The sequence below is a fragment of the Parapedobacter sp. 2B3 genome (genome assembly GCF_041925275.1).
In the GTDB taxonomy this organism is placed as follows: domain Bacteria; phylum Bacteroidota; class Bacteroidia; order Sphingobacteriales; family Sphingobacteriaceae; genus Parapedobacter; species Parapedobacter pyrenivorans_A.
Map to the genome: position 1 here is coordinate 124,640 of NZ_JBHEUZ010000001.1, position 19,706 is coordinate 144,345.

Sequence of the window (19,706 nt, forward strand, 5' to 3'; positions counted from 1 at the left end):
GATTCATCTAATTATTCATCCAATTAATGATTCACTGACAAGCCATGATTCAGTTGCTGGCATCCAAGAACCAAAATGGATTCGATTGGGTCGACTTATCCGCTCCGACTGATGAGGAAATCAGGCACGTAGCCGAGCAGTATGCCCTGCACGAGGCATCTATCAAAGACTGCATGCAGCCCGACCACCTTCCGAAATATGAACTGTTTGATAACTATACATTTGTGATTCTGAGGGTGTTTGCCACCGATCATACCCACGAGGCCGATACCATACAGGAACTGACCAATAAGGTTTCCATATTCTTCACCGAAAACTACCTCATTACGGTGCATCGCGCTGAGGGAGATCTGATCGATCTGGTTAAAGCCAAACGTATCGACACAGGCAGATGTGATTCGACATTTCACCTGCTCAATTCATTAATCCGCGAGTCGATACTAACCTTTGAACAACCGGGCATAAAACTGTCCGAATCATTGGATTATTACGAAGAGCGCGTATTTCTGCGGCAACGGAAGTCGCCGATACTCCGTGGACTATATTTTGTGAAACGTAAGATCGATGTCATCCGCAGGCTGATGCTCCTGTCGTACGAGATTATCGACAACCTCGATTCAAAAGAACACAGCGATGTCTATAGCCGTGATTTGCGCGATCTGTATATCCGTACGCAGACCCTCTTCGACAACCTATCGGAAAATACAGCACAATTACTGTCCATCTACTTCTCGATCGCCTCGCAACGCACCAATGAGACCATGCGGATACTGACTGTCTTTTCGGTATTCTTTATGCCGCTCACATTTATCGTAGGTATCTACGGGATGAATTTCAGGTTTATGCCCGAGCTAAACTGGCCTTATGGTTATCCGGCCGTGATGTTATCCATGGCCGGCATTTCAATAGGCATTTATTTCTGGTTCAAGCGTAAAGGGTGGCTATGAGGATCGTCCCGCCTTTTTGGGCGTGGTAGCCACGAAATCTTTCAGGTAGTAAGGCTCGAAGTACGCTACATCGGCAAACTCCTCCGCCAAGAATGCCTGGTAGGCCGGTAGGCTGAAGTGCGCAGCCGAATTTCTAAATCCTGCAACCACCTCGACCTGCTCATTAGCAACAAATAATGCATCCAACTTATCCGCGCCGCTCCCAAAAAGGATTATCCGTTGGCCAGCATCGAGATATCCAAACGACTGTGCGTCGATGATGGCAGCGGCCGGGGATGAAATGGGTTGAAGCTGACCGTCATAAACAGCGGTAAACACCTCCATTCTGCGTGCATCTACCATCGGGCATAACTTCGCGTTCCCTGCAATCGGGCTATAATTGGCAATAAATCCCGCGGTCATCCCTTCGAGGGTGTCAATGCCAATAAGCGGCAAATCGGCAGCGTAACATAGACCTTTGGCCGTGGAAACACCGATACGTAACCCGGTATAAGAGCCCGGACCTTTGCTTACGGCCACGGCCGACAAGTTGCCGAACGAGAGCCCGGTTTTCTGCAGGAGCTCCGTTACCAAAAGTGTGAGCCGCGACGCATGTACATTCGGCTCGTCGAGATCGATAAACGCGACTGTTTCGCCATTGGCCGACAGGGCCACCGAACACACTTGGGTGGCGGTCTCGATCTGTAAAATGTAATGGGTGGACGTCATGGGCGGTAAAGTTAACGATTTTTATCGGTGGCCAACGGGCGGGCTCAGGGCACGGGGTCGTGGCCATGGCCGCCCCACGGATGGCAACGGGCAATCCGCTTCGCTGCGAGCCACCCACCCTTGAACGGCCCATGCTTACGGATGGCTTCGATGGCATATTGGGAACAGGTAGGGGTGTAACGGCAGGAAGCGCCCAACATGGGCGAAAGCAGCAGTTGGTACCCTCGGATCAGCAAAAGGAAAATGCCCTTGATTGCAGCCTTAACTACGTGGTCCCAAATGTAACGCAGCACATTCATCACGCCTCACCGTGTAATTTCTTCAATACGGCGGCCATCCGTTCGCTCATAAAGGAAAAGTCCAACAGCTCGCCGCCCACGTATTGAATAGCGATTGCGAGCCCATACGGCTTCCCTTCCAAAGCGGGATACAGCAGCGCGCCTTTCTGTTGCCGGTAGCTTTCCCGCATGCGGCGCTTCAGCAGGTTTCGGTGGACAGCATGCCGGAAGCGGCGTTTGGAAGCAGACAGCAATACTTGCACCGTTGGCGCCCCCTCCACTTGCATGAACACAACCCGGTAAGGATAAATAAAAAAAGAAGAACCCTTGTGGAAAAGGTCATCGATCAACCTTTTACTACACAATCGCTCTTCCTTTGAGAATGTTTTTCTTTTCATCATCGATGACATACCCCCGTATCCGGCTGAAAGCCCCGGGTGCGAGCGGTCACCGGCAATGTAGACGCCTAGGCTTTGTGGCGACCTTCGTCTGATACCGAAAGGCGTTTCCGCCCTTTTGCCCGTCTTGCGGCCAATACGCGACGGCCATTGGCAGAGCTCATGCGCTCCCTAAACCCATGCTTATTCCTTCTTTTCCGTTGCGACGGCTGAAATGTTCTCTTCATGACGCTTGATATCTTTTTTTATTGTTATCTCAAAAATGAAAGCGCAAATGTACGGGTAAATCGGATAATTATCAAATATATGTGGGTAATTATTTCATCCGAAAACCACCAGACATTGATATGGCAGGTTTCATCCCGATTACTTTTCCTTTTTCGGCCGATGAGCGCTCGGTTTCAATTCGACGACCGCACTGATCGGCAGGTGGTCGGAAAGTTCCACCCGATGGGTGGTCGAAGCCCCTACGTCCCACCTATCTTTTGGGTAACAGAAAATATAATCGATTGTATTGCGCGGCGCACTGGCAGGCACGGTGGGTGCCAAGTCGGATACCGTTTTCCAAGCGGCCATCCCCTCGCCAATCTCTTTGGCATCTGGCCTTGCGTTGAAATCGCCGGCTACGATAACCGGATAGGGACGGTTCAACAATACGCCGTTCAATTTTTCGACCTGCACCTGCCGCTCGTCGGTATGGGTGTAATCCAGATGTGTACTTGCAAAAGTGATGTATTCGCCCTCCCGGTATTCGACATCGGCGACCAATACGGCCCGTTGCTCCTTCCCGTTTACGGTCTTTGGCAAATAAATACGTTCCACCTTGGCCAACGGATATTTTGACAGGATCGCAATCCCGTAATATCCCCCGGCATACGGAATGGTTTTGCCGTATGCTGGGATCATTCCTGTACGGAACGCCAATTCCGTGGCGAAATCTTTGCCGTGCTGCGCCGGTGCCCGGTCACGGTAGGTACGGCAATCGACCTCTTGCAATGCCACGATATCGGGATCTTCTGCGGCGATGAAAGCAGCCAACTCTTCCAACGATGCGAGCTCGCCGAAGCGTAGGTTGTAAGAAAGGACCTTCAGCCGGGCGGTCGAGTCCGCAGTGGGGATACCTTCGGCCCGGGCGTATGCATAAACGCCCACGGCAAACAACAAACACAGGGAAAGGGTTTTGATATATCTCATCATCTATAAATTTCTATTCACGTTCCAATCGATGTAAAGAAACGGAAAACTCCCCGTTTTCAAAACCGATTTCGGCTTTAATCCGGGTGGTTTTCCGTAGCTAAGTCAATACGACCATTCAAACTTATGCAGGCGCTAACTGCTAACTATACATTGCATGCAAAATGATTTTTCTAAGTTTGCGGTATGAACATCATGAAACCCACCCTGTTTTGCGTTGCGCTGTTTATTCAGCTTGGCACGCTATCCGCCCAAGTGGACGACTCACTGTACACCATATATGACACCCAGAAAAAAACGGAAATCACGCTACAGGAATTGGCCAACGCGCTTGGCGAAGTCGATGTTGCGTTCTTCGGCGAAGAACACAACGATTCAGTAGCCCATGTTTTGCAATATGAATTACTAAAAGCGATGAATGAGCGGTACGACGGTATGGCGCTTTCGATGGAAATGTTCGTTAGCGACGACCAACTGGTACTGAACGAATATTTGGCCGATCTCATTACGGAACAGAACCTCAGCAAGGATGCGGTGCTATGGGCCAACTATGACGATTACCGCCCCCTAGTGGAATACGCCAAGGAAGAAGGAATCCCCGTATTGGCGGCGAACGCCCCAAGCCGGTATACCAACCGTGTGACCCGGGCAGGGCTGGGGAGTTTGGAGGTGTTGGACAAACCGGCCAAACGCCTGCTTGCCCCCCTACCCATAGACACGCTCACCGGCCGTTACCATGAGAAGTTTGCCGGCCTGATGGGCGGCCACGAGGGAATGGGCAGCATGAAAATATACCAGAGCCAGAATCTTTGGGACGCTACGATGGCTTACCGGATAAGCAGGTTCTCCAAGGAAAAAAACGTAAGGAAAATCCTCCATCTCAACGGCCGGTTCCACAGCGACGAGCATTTGGGCACGGTGGCACACCTGCGTACGTATGTACCGCGACGAACATCCATTGCCAATATTTCTTGTTTCCCCGATGAGCGCTTCGACCAACCCGACTGGGCGTCATTCGCCCACCTTGGGGATTTTATCATCCTTACCAACCCGGCAACACCCAAGACATTTTAAAGGGGCGTTTACACGCCCCTTTCTTTGGTTTTTAACTACTTTTTACTGTTTTGCCCTCAAGAGATCCCTGATTTCGGTGAGCAGCACTTCTTCTTTCGAGGGTTCGGGCGCCGCCGCCGGTGGTTCCTCCTCCTTCCGTTTCAGGGAATTGAGACCTTTGATTACGAGAAAAATACAGAACGCAATGATCAGGAATTCGATGACGACATTGATGAAATTGCCATAGGCTATGGCGGTTTCGGCAATTCCGTTGGCTTCATCTCCCGATTGGATCACATATTTCATTTCTGAGAAATCGATGCCTCCCGTTAGGAAACCGATGGGGGGCATGATCACATCATTGACCAACGAGGTAACGATTTTGCCAAAGGCCCCGCCGATGACCACACCGACAGCAAGGTCTACCACACTGCCGCGCATGGCAAATTCCTTGAATTCTTTCATAAATCCCATAAAACAATAAGGTTAATTTGTTAATTAATATTTCTCAACGTCTAATTTGGAAATTTTAAACGGCTAAACAAATTTTTTTTTTCATCTTTTGGGCATATTGTTTCCGGCCGCTTATCATTAAATTTAATCTAAAACACTGTAGCAATTATATTTTAACTTATATTTGCATTAGTTACGTAGCTTACTTATGAAAAACCAAATGCCTGGATAGGGGGCATCTATGATAAACATTAACAAATGACAGAGATATTGATAGCAGATGATCATGGAATCGTTAGGCTGGGTACATCGATCGTGGTGAAAGAGGCATTGCCGCTTGCACGGGTCACCCAGGCTGAAGACTTTGATGAGATGGTCAACCTGTTATCTGAAAAGCCCTACGATTTGGTACTGCTCGATATCAATATGCCCGGAGGCAACAATATCAAAATGATCGAAAAGGTACTGGTTATCCAGCCGAACATCAAGATCTTGGTCTTTTCATCCTATGATGAAACACTCTATGCACTACGTTACCTCCAAGCGGGCGCCGCGGGCTACCTCAATAAAAACACGTCAAAAGCAGACTTGAAAGAGGCCATCCTTTCCGTCATCCAGCGCGGCAAATACATGAGCCCCGAAGTTCGCGAACTGTATTACAACACGCTCACGATGGGTAAGTCCATACTGAAGGCAGACAATCCCTTAAACCACCTTTCCAACCGGGAGGTCGATGTGGCGAAATACCTCGTGCAGGGGTTGGGCATCATGGATGTTTCCAAAGCATTGAACCTCAGCACGTCTACAGTAAGCACCTATAAGACGCGGATTTTCGAAAAACTCCAGGTGGAAAACATCGCGGAACTGATTGAAAAGTTCCGTTTACATTCGGGTGCATAAGCTGTTACAGCTTATCAATGGTGGTAACCGGGATATCGCGCACCGCTGGCTGCACCAGCGCCGGACCGTTCCGGTACGCATAACCGAAGTCTTCCTGGAGTTCCCACACCATCGGTGCCAAAAACTTCACAGCCGCTTCATATCCTTGTATAGTAGCCGCAAGGTTGCCGGTGTCCTTTGAGTTTTTGGCCTCGTTCTCGATTTCATAAGGACCGCTAAACCCTTTCGTTACCAGCAGGTCGACAAATGCCCGCCAGTCCATGCTGTCCGAACCACCAAATCCAGGCAACATGGCTTCATAATGGTGTCGGTCCCAATCATTCGCGGGGATCGCTACCCCCGCCCTTTCGGCCAGACCCGCATCCACGAGTTGCATGGGGTACATACCGCCCCAATCCGTGCGGGCATCGGTTTTCAGGTTACGCGTTGCTTTCACGTGGATGCGGTGTACGCGTGATATGTCGGTTTGCGCCATCACGTCGACCGGATCCGTGTGCTGCCATACATCGTGTGAAGGGTCGTATATCTCACCATGTGCCGCGCTGGGTATAAGCGCATACATCAATTTGCGTGCGGCAAGCACCCCCGGCAGGTTGTTGTATGTTGCCGTATACGACGATGGACGCCATCCTTCCATTGGGCAATTCTCATATAATATGGTCACCCCCAGGTCTTCGGCGTACCGTATAATCGGCGCAAATACCCTTTTATATTCATCCAGGTTCTTTTGGAAACCATCGGCCTGCACGCCGAGTTCATGGTTGTAACCTACGAACGTCCCTACTTTCACATCATTGCCGTCACCCCCCAACAGGTGGGCTATCCGTATCAATTTAAGTAAATGGTTTTGGTTTTTTATACGTTCTCCAGGGTCCCCTCCGATCATGTTTTCGAAAGCGCCGAGCGACAACCGCAAGTTGGCCGTATTAAAACGATCGATCAGTGCTTTTGCCATATCCGCCGTAAAATGATCGTAGTCCAAATGCGTGGCGGTGTGATCCTGGCGGGTTCCGTCCCGACGGAAAACACATAGGTCGACCCCCTGCGCACCGATTCTCAGGGTCGTATCCACCAATTCGGGTAACGTCAATTTTTCGAACGCGGAACTCATCACCCAGATGGGATTATTTCGTTTGTGAGCCTTCATTTCATCATACGTTTGCTTGCAGCGATAATACAAAAAATAAAAGAGATGGTAAAGCTGCAGGCTACCTTAAAATGGTCACCGATCCGGAGAGCGGCCGTACCAATACATCGGAAGACAGCGTGTAGTAGTACGGACCGGTGGGTAAGGGCGTTCCATTGTGCTGTCCGTCCCATGGCCGTGTATACCCCTTCGACGAAAATACCGGGGTACCCCACCGATTGAACACCTGCAAGAACACATTCGGATAGTTGCCCAGTCCTCCGATTTCCCATGTATCATTGACGTTATCTCCATTGGGGGTAAAACTGTTGGGTAAAATCAGGTCGGTTAGCACGGTGACAGTAACGGTTCCTACTTTTTCGCAACCAACCGCATTGCTGGCCGTCAATGTATATGTCGTCGTTTCCTCCGGCGATGCGACCGGATATTGCGCGTGATAATTATCTAGACCAGGCTCATTGCTCCAATTGAATTGCGAGGCATCGGTTTGGGGGCGCAGCGTGACACGCTGGCCCCGAAGCATGACGATATCCAGCATCGGGTCGAGGTATACCGTGTCATGCACGGTGATGGTGGCTTGTGACACAAGTGCGCAATGTGTACCCGGGGGTGGTGAAAAGGTGATGGTATGTTGCCCTACACCCGCACTGGCCGGGTAGAAAACACCTCCGACTACACCGGGCCCGCTGTATACACCCACCATCCCGGCATCCCCATTCTCAATCTCGCCTCCCGATAGGGTCAGTGGCGCGTCGTCCGCGCATAGCGTGGCCAAGGGCAATACCAATGTCGTTCGAATCGTTTCGGGTACCTCCACCGCGAAGGCATGGGTAACAAACCGATCGCCACAACCATTGATCGCCTGGCGGTGTAGGCGGAAGATACCGGGTCCGGGGGCCTCGAACTCATACGAAAGTGAGGTGGCGTCTGGTATATCAACGGGTCCGGCAGCAGTGTACAGTTGCCACTGGTAAGTGATGGGGCCGACACCGGCACCTACGTACGGGCGCGGATTCAATAAAATGGATCCGTCTTCGCATATCGGACCCCGTTCGTCCACGTTGTCAGCATCTTGCTGGGGGACAAGCCGGGCGATGCGGATAGGACCGGACGAAATCCGGCATAGGGGTTTGTCGAGATTACCTGTGCTTCCGGCCGCGGTAAGTCGATACCATTGGTCATGGGTAGGCGAAATGGTTAGCTCTTCCTGTTGTTCACCGTTCATATCCGTCCATTCGCCGTCCTCACCCCGGCGAGTTTGCCACTGGAATACTGGCGCTGCTGCATAGCTATCGTCCACCGCGATGTTACCGCTCAGCACAATAGGCGCCGCATCCCCTTCACAAAAGAACAAGGTATCTGCTTGTTTCAATGTTTCATCCGTCTCCAACGCGATCGGCGGCCCGCAGGGCGTGAATCGGATGTCGTCGATAGCCAGGTCATTGCCGCAACCGCCGGGATTGTCGTTGATCAACACCAGGTCAAACTCGGTCCGGTTGCCCGTGTCAAATTCGAAACCGTATGGTAACCATTGTGGCTGCGCGGTAGCGTAAATATTCCCTGTCACATCGGCGGATGAGTTCACCTGGTTCCCATCCAAATCTTCGATTACAAAACGCACATTGGGAGGTATCGGGTTTCCACCGCATTCTTCCGCACGATTGGCATTCGCAATCCACGCACTGAAACGGAAACGTGTGTTTTCGCACAATCCGGAGACCCGAATGCGGTAGAACTCCCCTGGATAATCATCGGCATTGAAAATGGCCATCAGGCCGCCAACATCACCGGTGTGATCCCTCAGGTTATGCCAAGAGGCAAGTCCGTCGTTGATATTGGATACCAGTTTGTACCAGCCCTCGCCATTGGGGGTCTGCCCCGGCGCGATCGCATCATACGTTGTTTTTCCATCTCCGAAATCCGGGGCTGATACGGTTCCGAACGTGATATCGATAATGGGGTCTCCTGACGAGCCACATTGGGCGCATACGATCTGTATCCCCGACATTAACAACGTACACATCACCAGTGGTGCGAGAAATAGCTGAAAAAGAAATGTCACTCTTATCATCGTAAAATCGTTATCGAACCACTCAACGGTTGTGGCAGCACGTCAGAAGACAGGGTGTAATAGTAGGTCGCAGCCGGTAGTATCCGTCCCTTTGTGTATCCATCCCAAGCGGGCTCCCCTTCTTTGAAAGTATGCACCACCGCTCCCCAGCGGTTAAACACATGGACAGTCACATTCGGATAATTGGCTAACCCATCGATTACCCAGGTATCATTCACCCCGTCTCCGTTGGGTGTAAAACTATTGGGTATGCCGAGCGTGGGCAGTACCCGCACCGTAACCGAGGTGAAGTCCGCGCATCCCGCATCGTCACGGACGGTCAAGTGGTAAGTCGTGGTCGATTCGGGAGCGGCAAAGGGCGCCGGGTCCGAATAATCGCTTAACCCGGGATTTGCGCGATCCCACTCGAAATCCGTTCCATTCGTTTGCGGGGTCAATCGGATGCGTTGCCCGGCTATGACCACATGATCCGCCATCGGTTCCACATAGACCGCCTCCAATACCGTAACGATGGCTGTGGAGGCCACCGGACAGGTCGTACCCATAGGCGGAGAGTAGGTGATCCGGTGCTCCCCTACTCCGGCCAAGCCCGGGTAGAACACCCCCATATCGACACCCCGACCGCTATACACGCCGGGCTCATCCGAAGCCCCGAAACTCGCGGGGAAGCCCCCCGTTAACCGGACTTCGGGACTGTTTACGCAGAAGACAACTGCAGGGAGGTTTAGGGAAGTCTCCGTTAAAGGGAGCACTTCAAATTGATAGGTATCGACCGGGAAACTGGTTCCACATACATTGACCGCCCGGCGCTGGAATCCATAGTTACCTGTTTGGCCGATTTGGACGGCATACGAGCTCGTCGCCGCATCGGGCAACATGTGCCAATCACTGCCTTTCCATTCGTACCATTGATAAGTGAGCGGTCCGCTGTCTGGCCATTGCGGATCATCGGGGCTGAGCAGCCTGCTATCACCCACGCAAAGTTGCAGCTGTTCGGTTTCAGGCGGTGTGGTTGGTACCTGCGCATGGGTAACTCGGATAGCATCGGAAACGACCCGGCACTTCGGGTTTTGGAGACTGACCTCGTTGGCGGCAACGGTTAGTCGATACGATGTGCTCTGCATTGGTCCCACCGTTAGCGACGAATGGTGCGCGCCGGGTATATCTACCCACTCAGCATGGATGTCCGTCCACTCCTGCCACTGGTATGCCGGCCTACCATAACCTGCGGCAATGTCGCTTTGGAAAGTCACCTCGTTGGCTTCGTGGCACAGGAATATGGTGTTGCCTTGCGTTACCGCTACAGAGGGCCGCAATCGCAGTTCAGGGCCACATGGCCTGAACTGGATATCGTCGATGGCCAGGTTATTCCCACATCCTCCCGGGCCGATATTGCGCATGATCAACATCACCTCAGTATGGTTGCCGGTATTGAAAGAAAGACTGAAGGATAGCCATTCGGCGTTAGACTTGCTAGGGATCTCCCCCGTCGGCTTACTCACTATCAACTCGCCGGATGTGGTCCATATTTCAAATTGCACGTTTGGATTCCATTGCGGGCTGTCTTCACCACAACTGAGGTCGGGCGGACTGGCATTTGCTATCCACGCACTGAATGTGAAATCGGTATTCGGGCACAAATCGGGTTGCGTTTCCGTATAGAATATGCCCGGTGCATAGTCGGCATTCACCAACAACATCCTCCCGCCGGGATCGCCCGTATGGTCCGAAAACGAATGGAAAACAGCCGCGCCAGCCGTTTGCGAGTTGGAAGTAATGGTATAGTGATTGGGCATCATGAAAAACCCGCCACCCTGATAGAAATTATACGTGGTAACGCCGTTTGGAAGCTGTATCAAGGGCATTTCTGCATTACCGAACGTAATGTGGATAATGGGATCGCCGAAGTTGGTGCAGCCCTGCTGCCCGGAGGCAACTTCGGGCAGGGTCACTACCAGCAGTGCCCACCCGGCCACGCGCATGATGGGAACCTTCTTCCGCATCTTCTTTATATCGATTACCACGCAATCGTTGGGCATTTCGGACCTTTTTGGTTATTGAGATTAATGCCCAGGATGATTTCATGCGAACCCAGTGAATGCCGCCGAAGGTCGGAGTTGATGAAATCATAGGCATACGCAACGTTCAGGGTGGAGCTAATGAAAAATCCGGCCATTGCCGCAATGCCGTCACGGCGGCGCCAGCTCAATCCCGCCCAAAAAGCATCGGCCACCTGCCCTTTCAGGTTGATGTCGTAGGCCACCGGCGCGGGTTGGACGAATTTCAACATCGCAGACGGGGTAAGGTAAAAGTCACCAAACCGGAAACGATAACCTGCCGTTGCAAAATAATGCCGCTCCATCGCCATGGTTGGTATCCCCACGGGTGAAGACCCGAACCCCACTCCCAATAGGTTTTGGGCCGATATGCCCACATACAGATCGTTGGCATACAACCACAATCCGGCGCTCGCCGTCGGGGCTGCTTGCCTGAAATCGTCCGTTCCATAAACCGGGTCATTGGGATCTTCTAAGTGCACTTTGGAAAAATCAACCCGCTGATAATTCACGCCCACACCCAACCCGAATGACAACCGATAGGTTTCGTTGAGTGGCAAATGGTAGGCACCATTCAACTCTGCGGCGGACAACAAGATAGGGCCGGTCTGATCCACGAAGACCTTACCACCGATCCCGAGATTGCTTTTCCGGCCTCCGCCCCTATGCAACGGTGCATTCATGGTGGCATACAACGTCTTGGGCGCATCGGTAAGCCCCACCCATTGCGAACGAGCGGACAATTTCAAGTCCACGTAGTCCTCGATCCCCGCCACCGCGGGGTTGAGCACGAAGTTGTTTGCCACGTACATGGTGTAATGCGGTTGCTGTTGGGCTACCAGGGCCATCGGCAGACCGGCTAAGATCAGCAACAGTACTTTTCCATAATTTACCACCGCGTCAATTAATTGGAATACGAATTTAAGGAATTTATCTCATAAAAAAAGCCCCCTCGCCTGATGCGCGAGAGGGCTTTTTAGTTGTTTGAACAGATCAAACAATATGCTTATTTTGCATTTTTTGCGTCTTGAATTTCCAAGCGGATTGCCTGAGCCAGATTCTTAACATCTTGCAGGCCCTTTCTCACCCGAGTACCAGCTGCATTGTTACCTTTGTTGAAGAATTTGTCTGCATCTCCATCTAACCCCTCGATCAAACTCTTAAGCTCATTAAATTTTTGGATACTTGCCATAATAAATACTCCTTTTAGTTTTTAATTTAAATAAGTTAATAATCTACAGTGCGTTAAAAGTAGAATCTTTTTTCGGAAAAAAAAAACTTTAAAACACCCAAAACAGGCTTTAAACGCACTTTTTTTTCCACACCTCCCCTTCCAGCAAAAGAACCCGGCCATTAGCCGGCCTTCCATGTAATTGATAAACAGACGAATAACGGGAATCACATGAATGAAACCTTACCCCCGCCAAGCGCGGTAAAAATTCACTTTTTTAGTGCACGCAATGCCCGCAATTACTCGGATTGTAAAGAAACGGTTTGCTTATAGGCGCCCACTTGCAGCTTTTCACTGACCGCCGTAAATGCCTCCAAGGTGTATTCGACGTCTTCTTGCGTATGCGTGGCCGTTGGGATAAGCCGTAACTCGATCAGGCCTTTCGGAATAACCGGATAGACCACGATCGAGCAAAATATCCCATGGGTTTCTCGCAAATCGCGCGTAAGCGCAGTTGCTTCATGTAGATCGCCCTTTAGAAAGACCGGGGTTACCATGGTATTGGTGGCTCCGATGTCAAATCCACGTTCCTGCAGTCCATGCTGCAGCGTACGCGCCACCACCCAAAGCCGCTCACGTAGTTCGGGGCTGTTCTTCAATAGTTCGAATCGCTTTTTCAAGCCTATTACCATGGGCATGGGAAGCGACTTTGCGAACGTCTGCGACCGCATGTTGTACCGCAAGTAGGTAACCACCTCGTTGGTAGATGCAACGAATGCACCGATACCGGCCATTGACTTGGCGAATGTCCCAAAATAGATGTCGATATCCGATATGCAGTGTTGCGCTTCATGCGTGCCGGCGCCAGAGGGGCCCATGGTGCCGAAACCGTGCGCATCATCGACCAATATCCGGAATGCATATTTTTCTTTCAGGGCAGCAATCTCTTTCAATTTGCCCTGCGCACCCGACATACCGAACACACCTTCCGTAATCAGCAACACCGAACCACCACTGATGCGGGCCAGTTTAGTGGCCCTGATGAGCTGCCGTTCGCAGCTATCAATGTCATTGTGCTGGTAAACGAAGCGTTTCCCCATATGTAACCGTACGCCATCTACGATGCAGGCGTGCGACTCGGCATCGTATACGATGATGTCGTTGCGATCTACCAGCGCATCGATAATGGATACCATGCCCTGGTAACCATAGTTGAGCAGAAAAGCATCTTCCTTGCCCACGAAAGCCGCTAGATCCTGTTCCAGCTCTTCATGGTGGCTGCTATTGCCGGACATCATACGCGCGCCCATGGGATAGGCCATACCAAAATCAGCCGCGGCCCGGGCATCCTCAGCCCTCACCTCCGGATGGTTCGCCAACCCCAGGTAGTTGTTAAGACTCCAAACCAGGTGCTCTTTCCCATTGAATAGCATGCGGGGTGCAATCTCACCTTCTAGTTTCGGAAACGAAAAATAACCATGTGACCACTCGTAATGTTGGCCGATTGGCCCTAGGTTTTTCGCTATTTTATCAAATAAGTCCAATATCTATGTTGTGTATATAATGAGACAAAAATCGATGCAAAGATAAACTATAAATCAACAGCCACCAACAGATCGGAGTAGCCGAGGTACTTGCCGCCAACTGTAATTGACACAAAATTTACATTATCCGCAACTAAACAAACAAAAAAACTGCTTGATCAGGCTTCCCCCCACCAAGCAGTTCTCCTATGCTGATTATAAAGACCGGGCAGTTGAGGTACTAGTCCACGTTATCGTGCAAAAACGAGTTATTGGGCCTGATCTCCGTGATACCTTCCTCTGTTGAAAGGGTAAATCTCGATACCTGCGACTCGGAGGAATGCGGCACGTCGTCCAACGCCATCTGCTTACGCCGATACGCGGGTTCGGTTTCCAACTCTTGCAAGCCATTTGCCGATTTCAGCTTCATACTCAACTCTTTGAGCCTTAAAATACGCTCTTTGGTTTTCAACAATTCCTTCTCCACGTGTTCGGGCGTCTTATGCTCGTCAGCACTGCGGTAGATTTCGTCGGGTTGGATATCCGCATCGAACTGACCGTGTGCGTGAGGGGTATCATCGGGTGCGGCCGCCTCTTCGGATATTTCTTCACCGAAGTTGCTTGGAAGTTCAAAATGGAATGCCGACGGTGTTGTCTTCACTTCGTATCCATCGTCCATGCTTTTCTCTTCCGCTTGATCAAGTTGCTCGCCTTCCGGGGTCAGCGTATGCCGTATGATCCCGTCGCGGTCGGGCGTATTATTGCGCAATTGCGGCTTAGACGGCGATGTGCTGAACAAGTCGGCCTGCTGCATGGTACCACTCCGTTCGGCAACCGGCTTGATTATCGGCTCGGGCGGATTGGGTGCGTCCTTTTGCACGAATTGATTGATGGGTTTTACGTACGGCACTTTGGGTTCTTCGGGCGTGAGTGGAATTTCTATCCGCTCATTCGCTTTTTCTTTTATGCGTTCCTCGGATGTCTGGAAACCCGTAGCGATAATGGTCACCGACAATTCACTTTCAAACGATTCGTTGATACAATTGCCCCAAATCAGATCGGCCGACAAACCTGCCTTCTCTTGGATATAGTCTGTAATGATGGTTACTTCATCCATGGTCACTTCCTGTTTCCCGGACGTGATGTTGAGGAGGATGTAACGGGCACCCTCGATCTCGTTATCCTTGAGCAACGGCGAAGCCAACGCTCCTTCGACGGCACGCAATGCGCGATCTTCCCCTTCGGCAACGGCATTGCCCATAATTGCTACACCACTGTCATTCATCACGGTCCGCACATCCTTGAAATCGACATTCACGTATCCCGGAATCGTGATGATCTCGGCGATGCCTTTTGCTGCCGTGGTCAAAATATCGTCTGCCTTTGCAAAGGCAGCGGTCATCGTCAGGTTACCGAAAATATCACGCAGCCGGTCGTTTGAGATAACCAAGTATGAATCGACGTATTTCGTCAGTTCACCCAACCCGTCCTCGGCCTGCATGCGGCGCCTTTTACCTTCGAATGCAAACGGGGTGGTAACGATGGCAACCGTAAGGATGCCCAATTCCCTGGCTGCTTTGGCCAGCACCGGGCTTGCACCCGTTCCTGTTCCGCCGCCCATCCCGGCGGTGATAAAAAGCATCTTGGTATTGGAACCCAACATCCGCTTGATGTCTTCAATACTCTCGATGGCCGAGTTTTCGCCGACAGTGGGATCGGCACCGGCTCCCATCCCTTCCGTGAGGCTGGCCCCCAACTGTACCTTGTTCGGTATGGAACTCAGCTCCAACGCCTGCGCGTCTGTGTTGCAAACGATGAAATCCACGCCGCTGATTCCCTGCTTATACATGTGGTTCACCGCGTTTCCGCCACCTCCACCTACGCCAATTACCTTGATAATTGCCGATTGCTCCTTTAACATTTCAAATTTGAAAGACATATCTCAATCGTATTTTGCTCCAATAGAGCGTGATACAAAACTCATTCCGACTCAATATTCGTAGTGTAATAATAGCACTTTTTACACAATGGTTTTCCACAATTGTTGGTAATGTGGAAAAAATAGCGGTTGTTGAAAACTATTTCTTGCCTAGGTACGACGCGTCATCGATCTCATTCCCGTCTTTGATGATATCGCGGAACCACTTGAACAATCCCTTTTCTTTGCTTTCGCCTTGGACAATTCTCCCGATGGACAGGCGATCTTTTTCTTTGTCCTCGCTCATTTCTTCCTGTTCTTCTTCTGCCTGGATGCCCTTGATCAGCAAACCGATGCCTGTGGCGTATAACGGGCTCTTCAGTTCGTCATAACTGTTTTTGGGCAACACTTCATTTTTCGCGAGGTGCTCATTGGGGAAGCCGACGCGGCAATCGATACCCGTGATGTATTCAACCAACTGAACAAGGTGCTTCAATTGGGCGCCGCCACCGGTGATAACGATCCCTCCGATCAGCTTGTTTTCGTAGCCCGACGATTTAATTTCATAGTAAACGTGTTCGATAATCTCCTCCATCCGCGCCTGGATGATGTAGGCCAGATTCTTGACCGAGATTTCCTTTGCGTCGCGCCCGCGCAGCCCGGGGACACTGATAACTTCGTTTTCCTTGTTCTCGTCGGCAAGTGCCGACCCGAACCGGATCTTCAATAGTTCGGCCTGGTTGCGCAGTACGGAACACCCTTGTTTGATGTCCTCGGTTACGATATTGCCACCCAATGGGATTACCGCCGTATGGCGGATGATACCTTCATGGAAGATGGCGACATCGGTTGTACCACCACCGATATCCACCAGTACCACGCCCGCGTCCTTGTCGGCCTCGTCAAGTACGGCCTCGGAAGACGCTAGCGGCTCAAGGATCAGGTCCTGCACCTCCAAAGAGGCGTTGACGATACATTTCTTGATGTTTTTAACAGCACTCACCAACCCCGAAATGATATGGAAGTTTGCTTCCATCCGGCGTCCTGCCATGCCAATGGGATCTTTTATCCCCGGCTCGTTGTCAATGGTAAATTCCTGCGGCAGCACGTGGATGATCTCTTCGCCCGGAGGGAGCACCAATTTGTACATATCTTCGATGAGCCGTTCTATATCCAGTCGGTTGATTTCGCTGTCGTCCTTGCGCGTAAGGATACCGCGATGCTGGATGCTTTTGATGTGCTGGCCGGCGATGCCCACATTGACCACCTTGATATCCACATTGGACTGTCCGGCGGCCTCCTCCACCGCCTGCTTGATGCTGCTTACCGTTTTCTGGATGTTGGCTACAACCCCCCGGCTCACGCCGGACGACTCTGCTTTGCCCACGCCGAGGATTTCGATTTTGTTCGTGCCACTCCGGCGGCCCACGGTGACGCATATTTTCGTCGTACCAATGTCAAGCCCCACGATGATTGGCGAGTCCTTTTCCGCTGTTATTTTTGCTTTCATCTGTGTATAATTTGTTTTTTTGTTGTCAGATGGAACCTTTGATGATTAAAATAGTCATTGCCTTATGTGCTTAAATGCGAAGCATTCATGAACGCCTCTTATAATAAGCGCGAGAGTGAATAACATTATTTTAATCATGCCGGGTTCATAATTATTGAGTATTGTTGCTATTTATTGAACTATGAGTTGAATCCGGTATAATCACTATATCTTCCGGGTCGAAATGCGCACTGCGCTCGCAGATGATCTGCCCAGCAAACTTGAGGTTTACGGAGCTATACGCCCTTACACCCGTTTTGGGAACGATCTTACTGTAAAACAGCATTAATTTTTCGAATTTACGATCAAGCGAGTCGGCATTGCCCAAAATGATCCGTTGCCCCCCTACGCGAGGCACCAGCTCGATGTCATGTTGTTCATTCACATAAAGCTGCACCACCTGGCTGCTCCACAAGCTATCGCTGCTGATGTATTGGGCCGTTTTGAAAACATCGTCTACCAATTGGCTTTTTGTAGTGTCGAGCGTACCATCATACGGTTCCGAAACAAACCCATTGACCACCGGCACACGCGGCACGTACTTCAATGAAACGGGCATTTTATGCCCCTGTAGATCGATGTAAAAGTCGGGGCCATCGCGGTTTATGATCCGCACCACCGCTTCCCGTTGTTTAACCCGTACGGTCAACAATCCGTCCATATCCATGGTCACAACCGCAGAAAACACATAGGGAATCTGCTTCAGCTCTTGTTCGATTTGATGGATGGGAATGCTTTCCAGTGTCCGGCCTTCCAATTCGCCGAATTTCTCTACGAGCAATGCAGCGATATCTTTCTGCTCGATGAAGGATTCATTGCCCAACAAGATGACCCGCATCGCTGTACATGCCTGCTCATTGCTTTTGGTACCGATAAAACCCATCAACAAGATGAGTCCCGCGAGCAACACCACCCCTGTTGCACCGTACAGCAGGTTGCGCCAATTAAACCGATATGATGTGATGCTACCCATGTTCCAATATGGCTTTCAATGGTTTGACCAATAAATCGATATCTCCGGCACCCACGGTCACGAGCAGTTCCGGCCGCACGTTGCGCACATATTCCTTTATGTTGTCCGGGCTCGCGACATGCTTGTCGACAAGGACGATTTTTTCGAGCAGCATCTGCGCATCCACACCTTTTATAGGCATTTCCCGTGCCGGATAGATTTCCATCAGCAACAGGGCATCTACCATACCCAACGCTTCGGCGAATCCGGCGGCAAAATCGCGGGTCCGGCTAAATAGATGCGGCTGGAAGATAGCCGTCAGTTTCTTTTCAGGGTATAGTTGCCTGACAGCCGAAAAAAATGCCTTCAACTCCTCGGGGTGATGGGCATAGTCATCAATATAAACGGCATCTTCGGTCCTTACGACATACTCAAACCGCCGTTTCACACCCGCAAATGACGAGAGTGCTTTGGTGATTTTGGCTATGGGGATTTCCAGCAGTTGCGCCACGACGGTTGCAGCAACGGCGTTTTCAATGTTGTGCCGTCCAGGCACACCGAGGCGTATGTCTGCTACGCGTTCCCCGCCGCGCACGTAGTCAAAATAAAACTCCCCCTTTTTGACGCGGACTTGATCGGCGTAAGCGTCGGCCACCTCGGTGGCCGAATAGTGGATATCAGCTTCGAATGGTAGCCCCCCCTTGACTATACGCTTACCGTCGCTATGCAATTGGCCCAAAAACAACCGGAACGACTCATGGAGTTGATCTTTATCACCGTAAATATCCAGGTGGTCGGCATCAGCCGACGTTACGACGGCAATATCCGGATACAACGTGAGGAAAGACCGGTCGAATTCATCGGCCTCCACCACCATGATGTCGTTGTCGGAAAAAAGCACATTGGTATGGTAGTTCGTACTCAACCCTCCCAAAAAGGCCGAACAACCGACGCCGCTATCCGTTAGGATATGGGTGATGAGTGCCGTGGTGGTGGTCTTGCCATGGGTACCCGCAACAGCGATGGTAAACTTACGCTGGCTGATCAGTCCCAGCACCTGCGACCGTTTGAATAGCGCGTGGCCCAACACCTGGAATTGGTTGAGGATGCCCAATTCGCCCGGCACGGCCGGGGTGTAGATAATTAAGGTATGCTCATCGGCGGTTTTAAAAGCGTCGTTGACCACGTCGAAGTCATCGGCATAGTTTACGGCAATACCTTCCGCCACCAGCTGCCGTGTCAGTTCGGTTTCCGTTTTGTCATACCCGCCCACCAGACAACCCATATGGCGAAAATAACGTGCCAGGGCGCTCATGCCAATGCCACCGATTCCGATGAGGTAAACTTGTCTGATGTCGCTTATATTCATGCTGTTTTTTTGCTATTT

19 protein-coding genes are annotated in these 19,706 nt (G+C 51.1%); 3 read left to right on the forward strand and 16 right to left on the reverse strand.

What is annotated here, in order from left to right:
- Positions 1-44: 44 nt before the first annotated feature.
- The gene (locus ACEVG1_RS00465) at positions 45-947 is read left to right on the forward strand and encodes a CorA family divalent cation transporter (protein WP_374741550.1); all 903 of its coding nucleotides are present in this window, start codon (positions 45-47) and stop codon (positions 945-947) included.
- Here ACEVG1_RS00465 and tsaB read toward each other — a convergent pair.
- The 5 genes from tsaB to ACEVG1_RS00490 all read right to left on the reverse strand — a co-directional run bounded on the left by tsaB (position 942) and on the right by ACEVG1_RS00490 (position 3,528).
- On the reverse strand, positions 942-1,655 hold the full coding sequence (tsaB, locus tag ACEVG1_RS00470; RefSeq protein WP_374741551.1) for a tRNA (adenosine(37)-N6)-threonylcarbamoyltransferase complex dimerization subunit type 1 TsaB: 714 nt from the start codon (positions 1,653-1,655) through the stop codon (positions 942-944). The genes ACEVG1_RS00465 and tsaB overlap by 6 nt on opposite strands.
- A gap of 44 nt (positions 1,656-1,699) precedes the next feature.
- Positions 1,700-1,954, reverse strand: a complete 255-nt coding sequence (gene yidD, locus ACEVG1_RS00475; RefSeq protein WP_374741552.1) for a membrane protein insertion efficiency factor YidD — start codon at positions 1,952-1,954, stop codon at positions 1,700-1,702.
- The gene (locus ACEVG1_RS00480; protein ID WP_374741553.1) at positions 1,954-2,334 is read right to left on the reverse strand and encodes a ribonuclease P protein component; all 381 of its coding nucleotides are present in this window, start codon (positions 2,332-2,334) and stop codon (positions 1,954-1,956) included. Before ACEVG1_RS00480 ends, yidD begins: the two co-directional genes overlap by 1 nt.
- Before the next feature lie 65 nt (positions 2,335-2,399).
- On the reverse strand, positions 2,400-2,558 hold the full coding sequence (rpmH, locus tag ACEVG1_RS00485) for a 50S ribosomal protein L34 (protein WP_374741554.1): 159 nt from the start codon (positions 2,556-2,558) through the stop codon (positions 2,400-2,402).
- Between the two features lie 139 nt (positions 2,559-2,697).
- The gene (locus ACEVG1_RS00490) at positions 2,698-3,528 is read right to left on the reverse strand and encodes an endonuclease/exonuclease/phosphatase family protein (protein WP_374741555.1); all 831 of its coding nucleotides are present in this window, start codon (positions 3,526-3,528) and stop codon (positions 2,698-2,700) included.
- Positions 3,529-3,711: 183 nt separating this feature from the next.
- Between ACEVG1_RS00490 and ACEVG1_RS00495 the strand changes: the two genes are divergently transcribed.
- The gene (locus tag ACEVG1_RS00495) at positions 3,712-4,599 is read left to right on the forward strand and encodes a ChaN family lipoprotein (RefSeq protein ID WP_374741556.1); all 888 of its coding nucleotides are present in this window, start codon (positions 3,712-3,714) and stop codon (positions 4,597-4,599) included.
- 42 nt (positions 4,600-4,641) lie between these two features.
- On the opposite strand, the gene mscL is transcribed toward ACEVG1_RS00495, so the two are convergent.
- The gene (mscL, locus tag ACEVG1_RS00500; protein ID WP_374741557.1) at positions 4,642-5,052 is read right to left on the reverse strand and encodes a large-conductance mechanosensitive channel protein MscL; all 411 of its coding nucleotides are present in this window, start codon (positions 5,050-5,052) and stop codon (positions 4,642-4,644) included.
- A 237-nt stretch (positions 5,053-5,289) separates the two neighbouring features.
- On the opposite strand from mscL, the gene ACEVG1_RS00505 reads away from it, so the two are divergent.
- The gene (locus ACEVG1_RS00505) at positions 5,290-5,931 is read left to right on the forward strand and encodes a response regulator (RefSeq protein ID WP_374741559.1); all 642 of its coding nucleotides are present in this window, start codon (positions 5,290-5,292) and stop codon (positions 5,929-5,931) included.
- A 4-nt stretch (positions 5,932-5,935) separates the two neighbouring features.
- Here ACEVG1_RS00505 and ACEVG1_RS00510 read toward each other — a convergent pair whose 3' ends face one another.
- The 10 genes from ACEVG1_RS00510 to murC form a co-directional block, all read right to left on the reverse strand.
- Positions 5,936-7,078 carry a sugar phosphate isomerase/epimerase family protein gene (locus tag ACEVG1_RS00510; RefSeq protein WP_374741560.1) on the reverse strand — a complete coding sequence of 381 codons (1,143 nt, stop codon included), beginning with the start codon at positions 7,076-7,078 and terminating at the stop codon, positions 5,936-5,938.
- 61 nt (positions 7,079-7,139) lie between these two features.
- Positions 7,140-9,149: a gliding motility-associated C-terminal domain-containing protein gene (locus ACEVG1_RS00515; RefSeq protein WP_374741561.1), complete on the reverse strand. Its 2,010-nt coding sequence runs from the start codon at positions 9,147-9,149 to the stop codon at positions 7,140-7,142.
- Positions 9,146-11,188 carry a gliding motility-associated C-terminal domain-containing protein gene (locus ACEVG1_RS00520; protein ID WP_374741562.1) on the reverse strand — a complete coding sequence of 681 codons (2,043 nt, stop codon included), beginning with the start codon at positions 11,186-11,188 and terminating at the stop codon, positions 9,146-9,148. The genes ACEVG1_RS00515 and ACEVG1_RS00520 overlap by 4 nt, the downstream gene beginning before the upstream one ends.
- Positions 11,167-12,102 (reverse strand): type IX secretion system membrane protein PorP/SprF, encoded by a 936-nt coding sequence (locus ACEVG1_RS00525; RefSeq protein ID WP_374741563.1) that lies wholly within the window; start codon positions 12,100-12,102, stop codon positions 11,167-11,169. The genes ACEVG1_RS00520 and ACEVG1_RS00525 overlap by 22 nt, the downstream gene beginning before the upstream one ends.
- A gap of 110 nt (positions 12,103-12,212) precedes the next feature.
- Positions 12,213-12,398 carry a histone H1 gene (locus tag ACEVG1_RS00530; RefSeq protein WP_090629460.1) on the reverse strand — a complete coding sequence of 62 codons (186 nt, stop codon included), beginning with the start codon at positions 12,396-12,398 and terminating at the stop codon, positions 12,213-12,215.
- Positions 12,399-12,676: 278 nt separating this feature from the next.
- Positions 12,677-13,921 (reverse strand): aminotransferase class I/II-fold pyridoxal phosphate-dependent enzyme, encoded by a 1,245-nt coding sequence (locus tag ACEVG1_RS00535; protein ID WP_374741565.1) that lies wholly within the window; start codon positions 13,919-13,921, stop codon positions 12,677-12,679.
- Between the two features lie 220 nt (positions 13,922-14,141).
- Positions 14,142-15,839: a cell division protein FtsZ gene (gene ftsZ / locus ACEVG1_RS00540; RefSeq protein WP_374741567.1), complete on the reverse strand. Its 1,698-nt coding sequence runs from the start codon at positions 15,837-15,839 to the stop codon at positions 14,142-14,144.
- 139 nt (positions 15,840-15,978) lie between these two features.
- Positions 15,979-17,328: a cell division protein FtsA gene (gene ftsA, locus ACEVG1_RS00545; protein WP_374741568.1), complete on the reverse strand. Its 1,350-nt coding sequence runs from the start codon at positions 17,326-17,328 to the stop codon at positions 15,979-15,981.
- Between the two features lie 151 nt (positions 17,329-17,479).
- A complete protein-coding gene (locus tag ACEVG1_RS00550; RefSeq protein WP_374741569.1) occupies positions 17,480-18,340 on the reverse strand; it encodes a cell division protein FtsQ/DivIB in 861 nt (286 codons plus the stop codon).
- Positions 18,333-19,688: a UDP-N-acetylmuramate--L-alanine ligase gene (murC, locus tag ACEVG1_RS00555; RefSeq protein WP_374741570.1), complete on the reverse strand. Its 1,356-nt coding sequence runs from the start codon at positions 19,686-19,688 to the stop codon at positions 18,333-18,335. Before murC ends, ACEVG1_RS00550 begins: the two co-directional genes overlap by 8 nt.
- Positions 19,689-19,706 lie beyond the last annotated feature (18 nt).

Bases quoted from the DNA above. Each gene is read 5' to 3' on its own strand.
- ACEVG1_RS00465 (WP_374741550.1), top strand. From the start codon at position 45: ATGATTCAGTTGCTGGCATCCAAGAACCAAAATGGATTCGATTGGGTC.
- tsaB (WP_374741551.1), bottom strand. From the start codon at position 1,655: ATGACGTCCACCCATTACATTTTACAGATCGAGACCGCCACCCAAGTG.
- yidD (WP_374741552.1), bottom strand. From the start codon at position 1,954: ATGAATGTGCTGCGTTACATTTGGGACCACGTAGTTAAGGCTGCAATC.
- ACEVG1_RS00480 (WP_374741553.1), bottom strand. From the start codon at position 2,334: ATGATGAAAAGAAAAACATTCTCAAAGGAAGAGCGATTGTGTAGTAAA.
- rpmH (WP_374741554.1), bottom strand. From the start codon at position 2,558: ATGAAGAGAACATTTCAGCCGTCGCAACGGAAAAGAAGGAATAAGCAT.
- ACEVG1_RS00490 (WP_374741555.1), bottom strand. From the start codon at position 3,528: ATGATGAGATATATCAAAACCCTTTCCCTGTGTTTGTTGTTTGCCGTG.
- ACEVG1_RS00495 (WP_374741556.1), top strand. From the start codon at position 3,712: ATGAACATCATGAAACCCACCCTGTTTTGCGTTGCGCTGTTTATTCAG.
- mscL (WP_374741557.1), bottom strand. From the start codon at position 5,052: ATGGGATTTATGAAAGAATTCAAGGAATTTGCCATGCGCGGCAGTGTG.
- ACEVG1_RS00505 (WP_374741559.1), top strand. From the start codon at position 5,290: ATGACAGAGATATTGATAGCAGATGATCATGGAATCGTTAGGCTGGGT.
- ACEVG1_RS00510 (WP_374741560.1), bottom strand. From the start codon at position 7,078: ATGAAGGCTCACAAACGAAATAATCCCATCTGGGTGATGAGTTCCGCG.
- ACEVG1_RS00515 (WP_374741561.1), bottom strand. From the start codon at position 9,149: ATGATAAGAGTGACATTTCTTTTTCAGCTATTTCTCGCACCACTGGTG.
- ACEVG1_RS00520 (WP_374741562.1), bottom strand. From the start codon at position 11,188: ATGCCCAACGATTGCGTGGTAATCGATATAAAGAAGATGCGGAAGAAG.
- ACEVG1_RS00530 (WP_090629460.1), bottom strand. From the start codon at position 12,398: ATGGCAAGTATCCAAAAATTTAATGAGCTTAAGAGTTTGATCGAGGGG.
- ftsZ (WP_374741567.1), bottom strand. From the start codon at position 15,839: ATGTCTTTCAAATTTGAAATGTTAAAGGAGCAATCGGCAATTATCAAG.
- ftsA (WP_374741568.1), bottom strand. From the start codon at position 17,328: ATGAAAGCAAAAATAACAGCGGAAAAGGACTCGCCAATCATCGTGGGG.
- ACEVG1_RS00550 (WP_374741569.1), bottom strand. From the start codon at position 18,340: ATGGGTAGCATCACATCATATCGGTTTAATTGGCGCAACCTGCTGTAC.
- murC (WP_374741570.1), bottom strand. From the start codon at position 19,688: ATGAATATAAGCGACATCAGACAAGTTTACCTCATCGGAATCGGTGGC.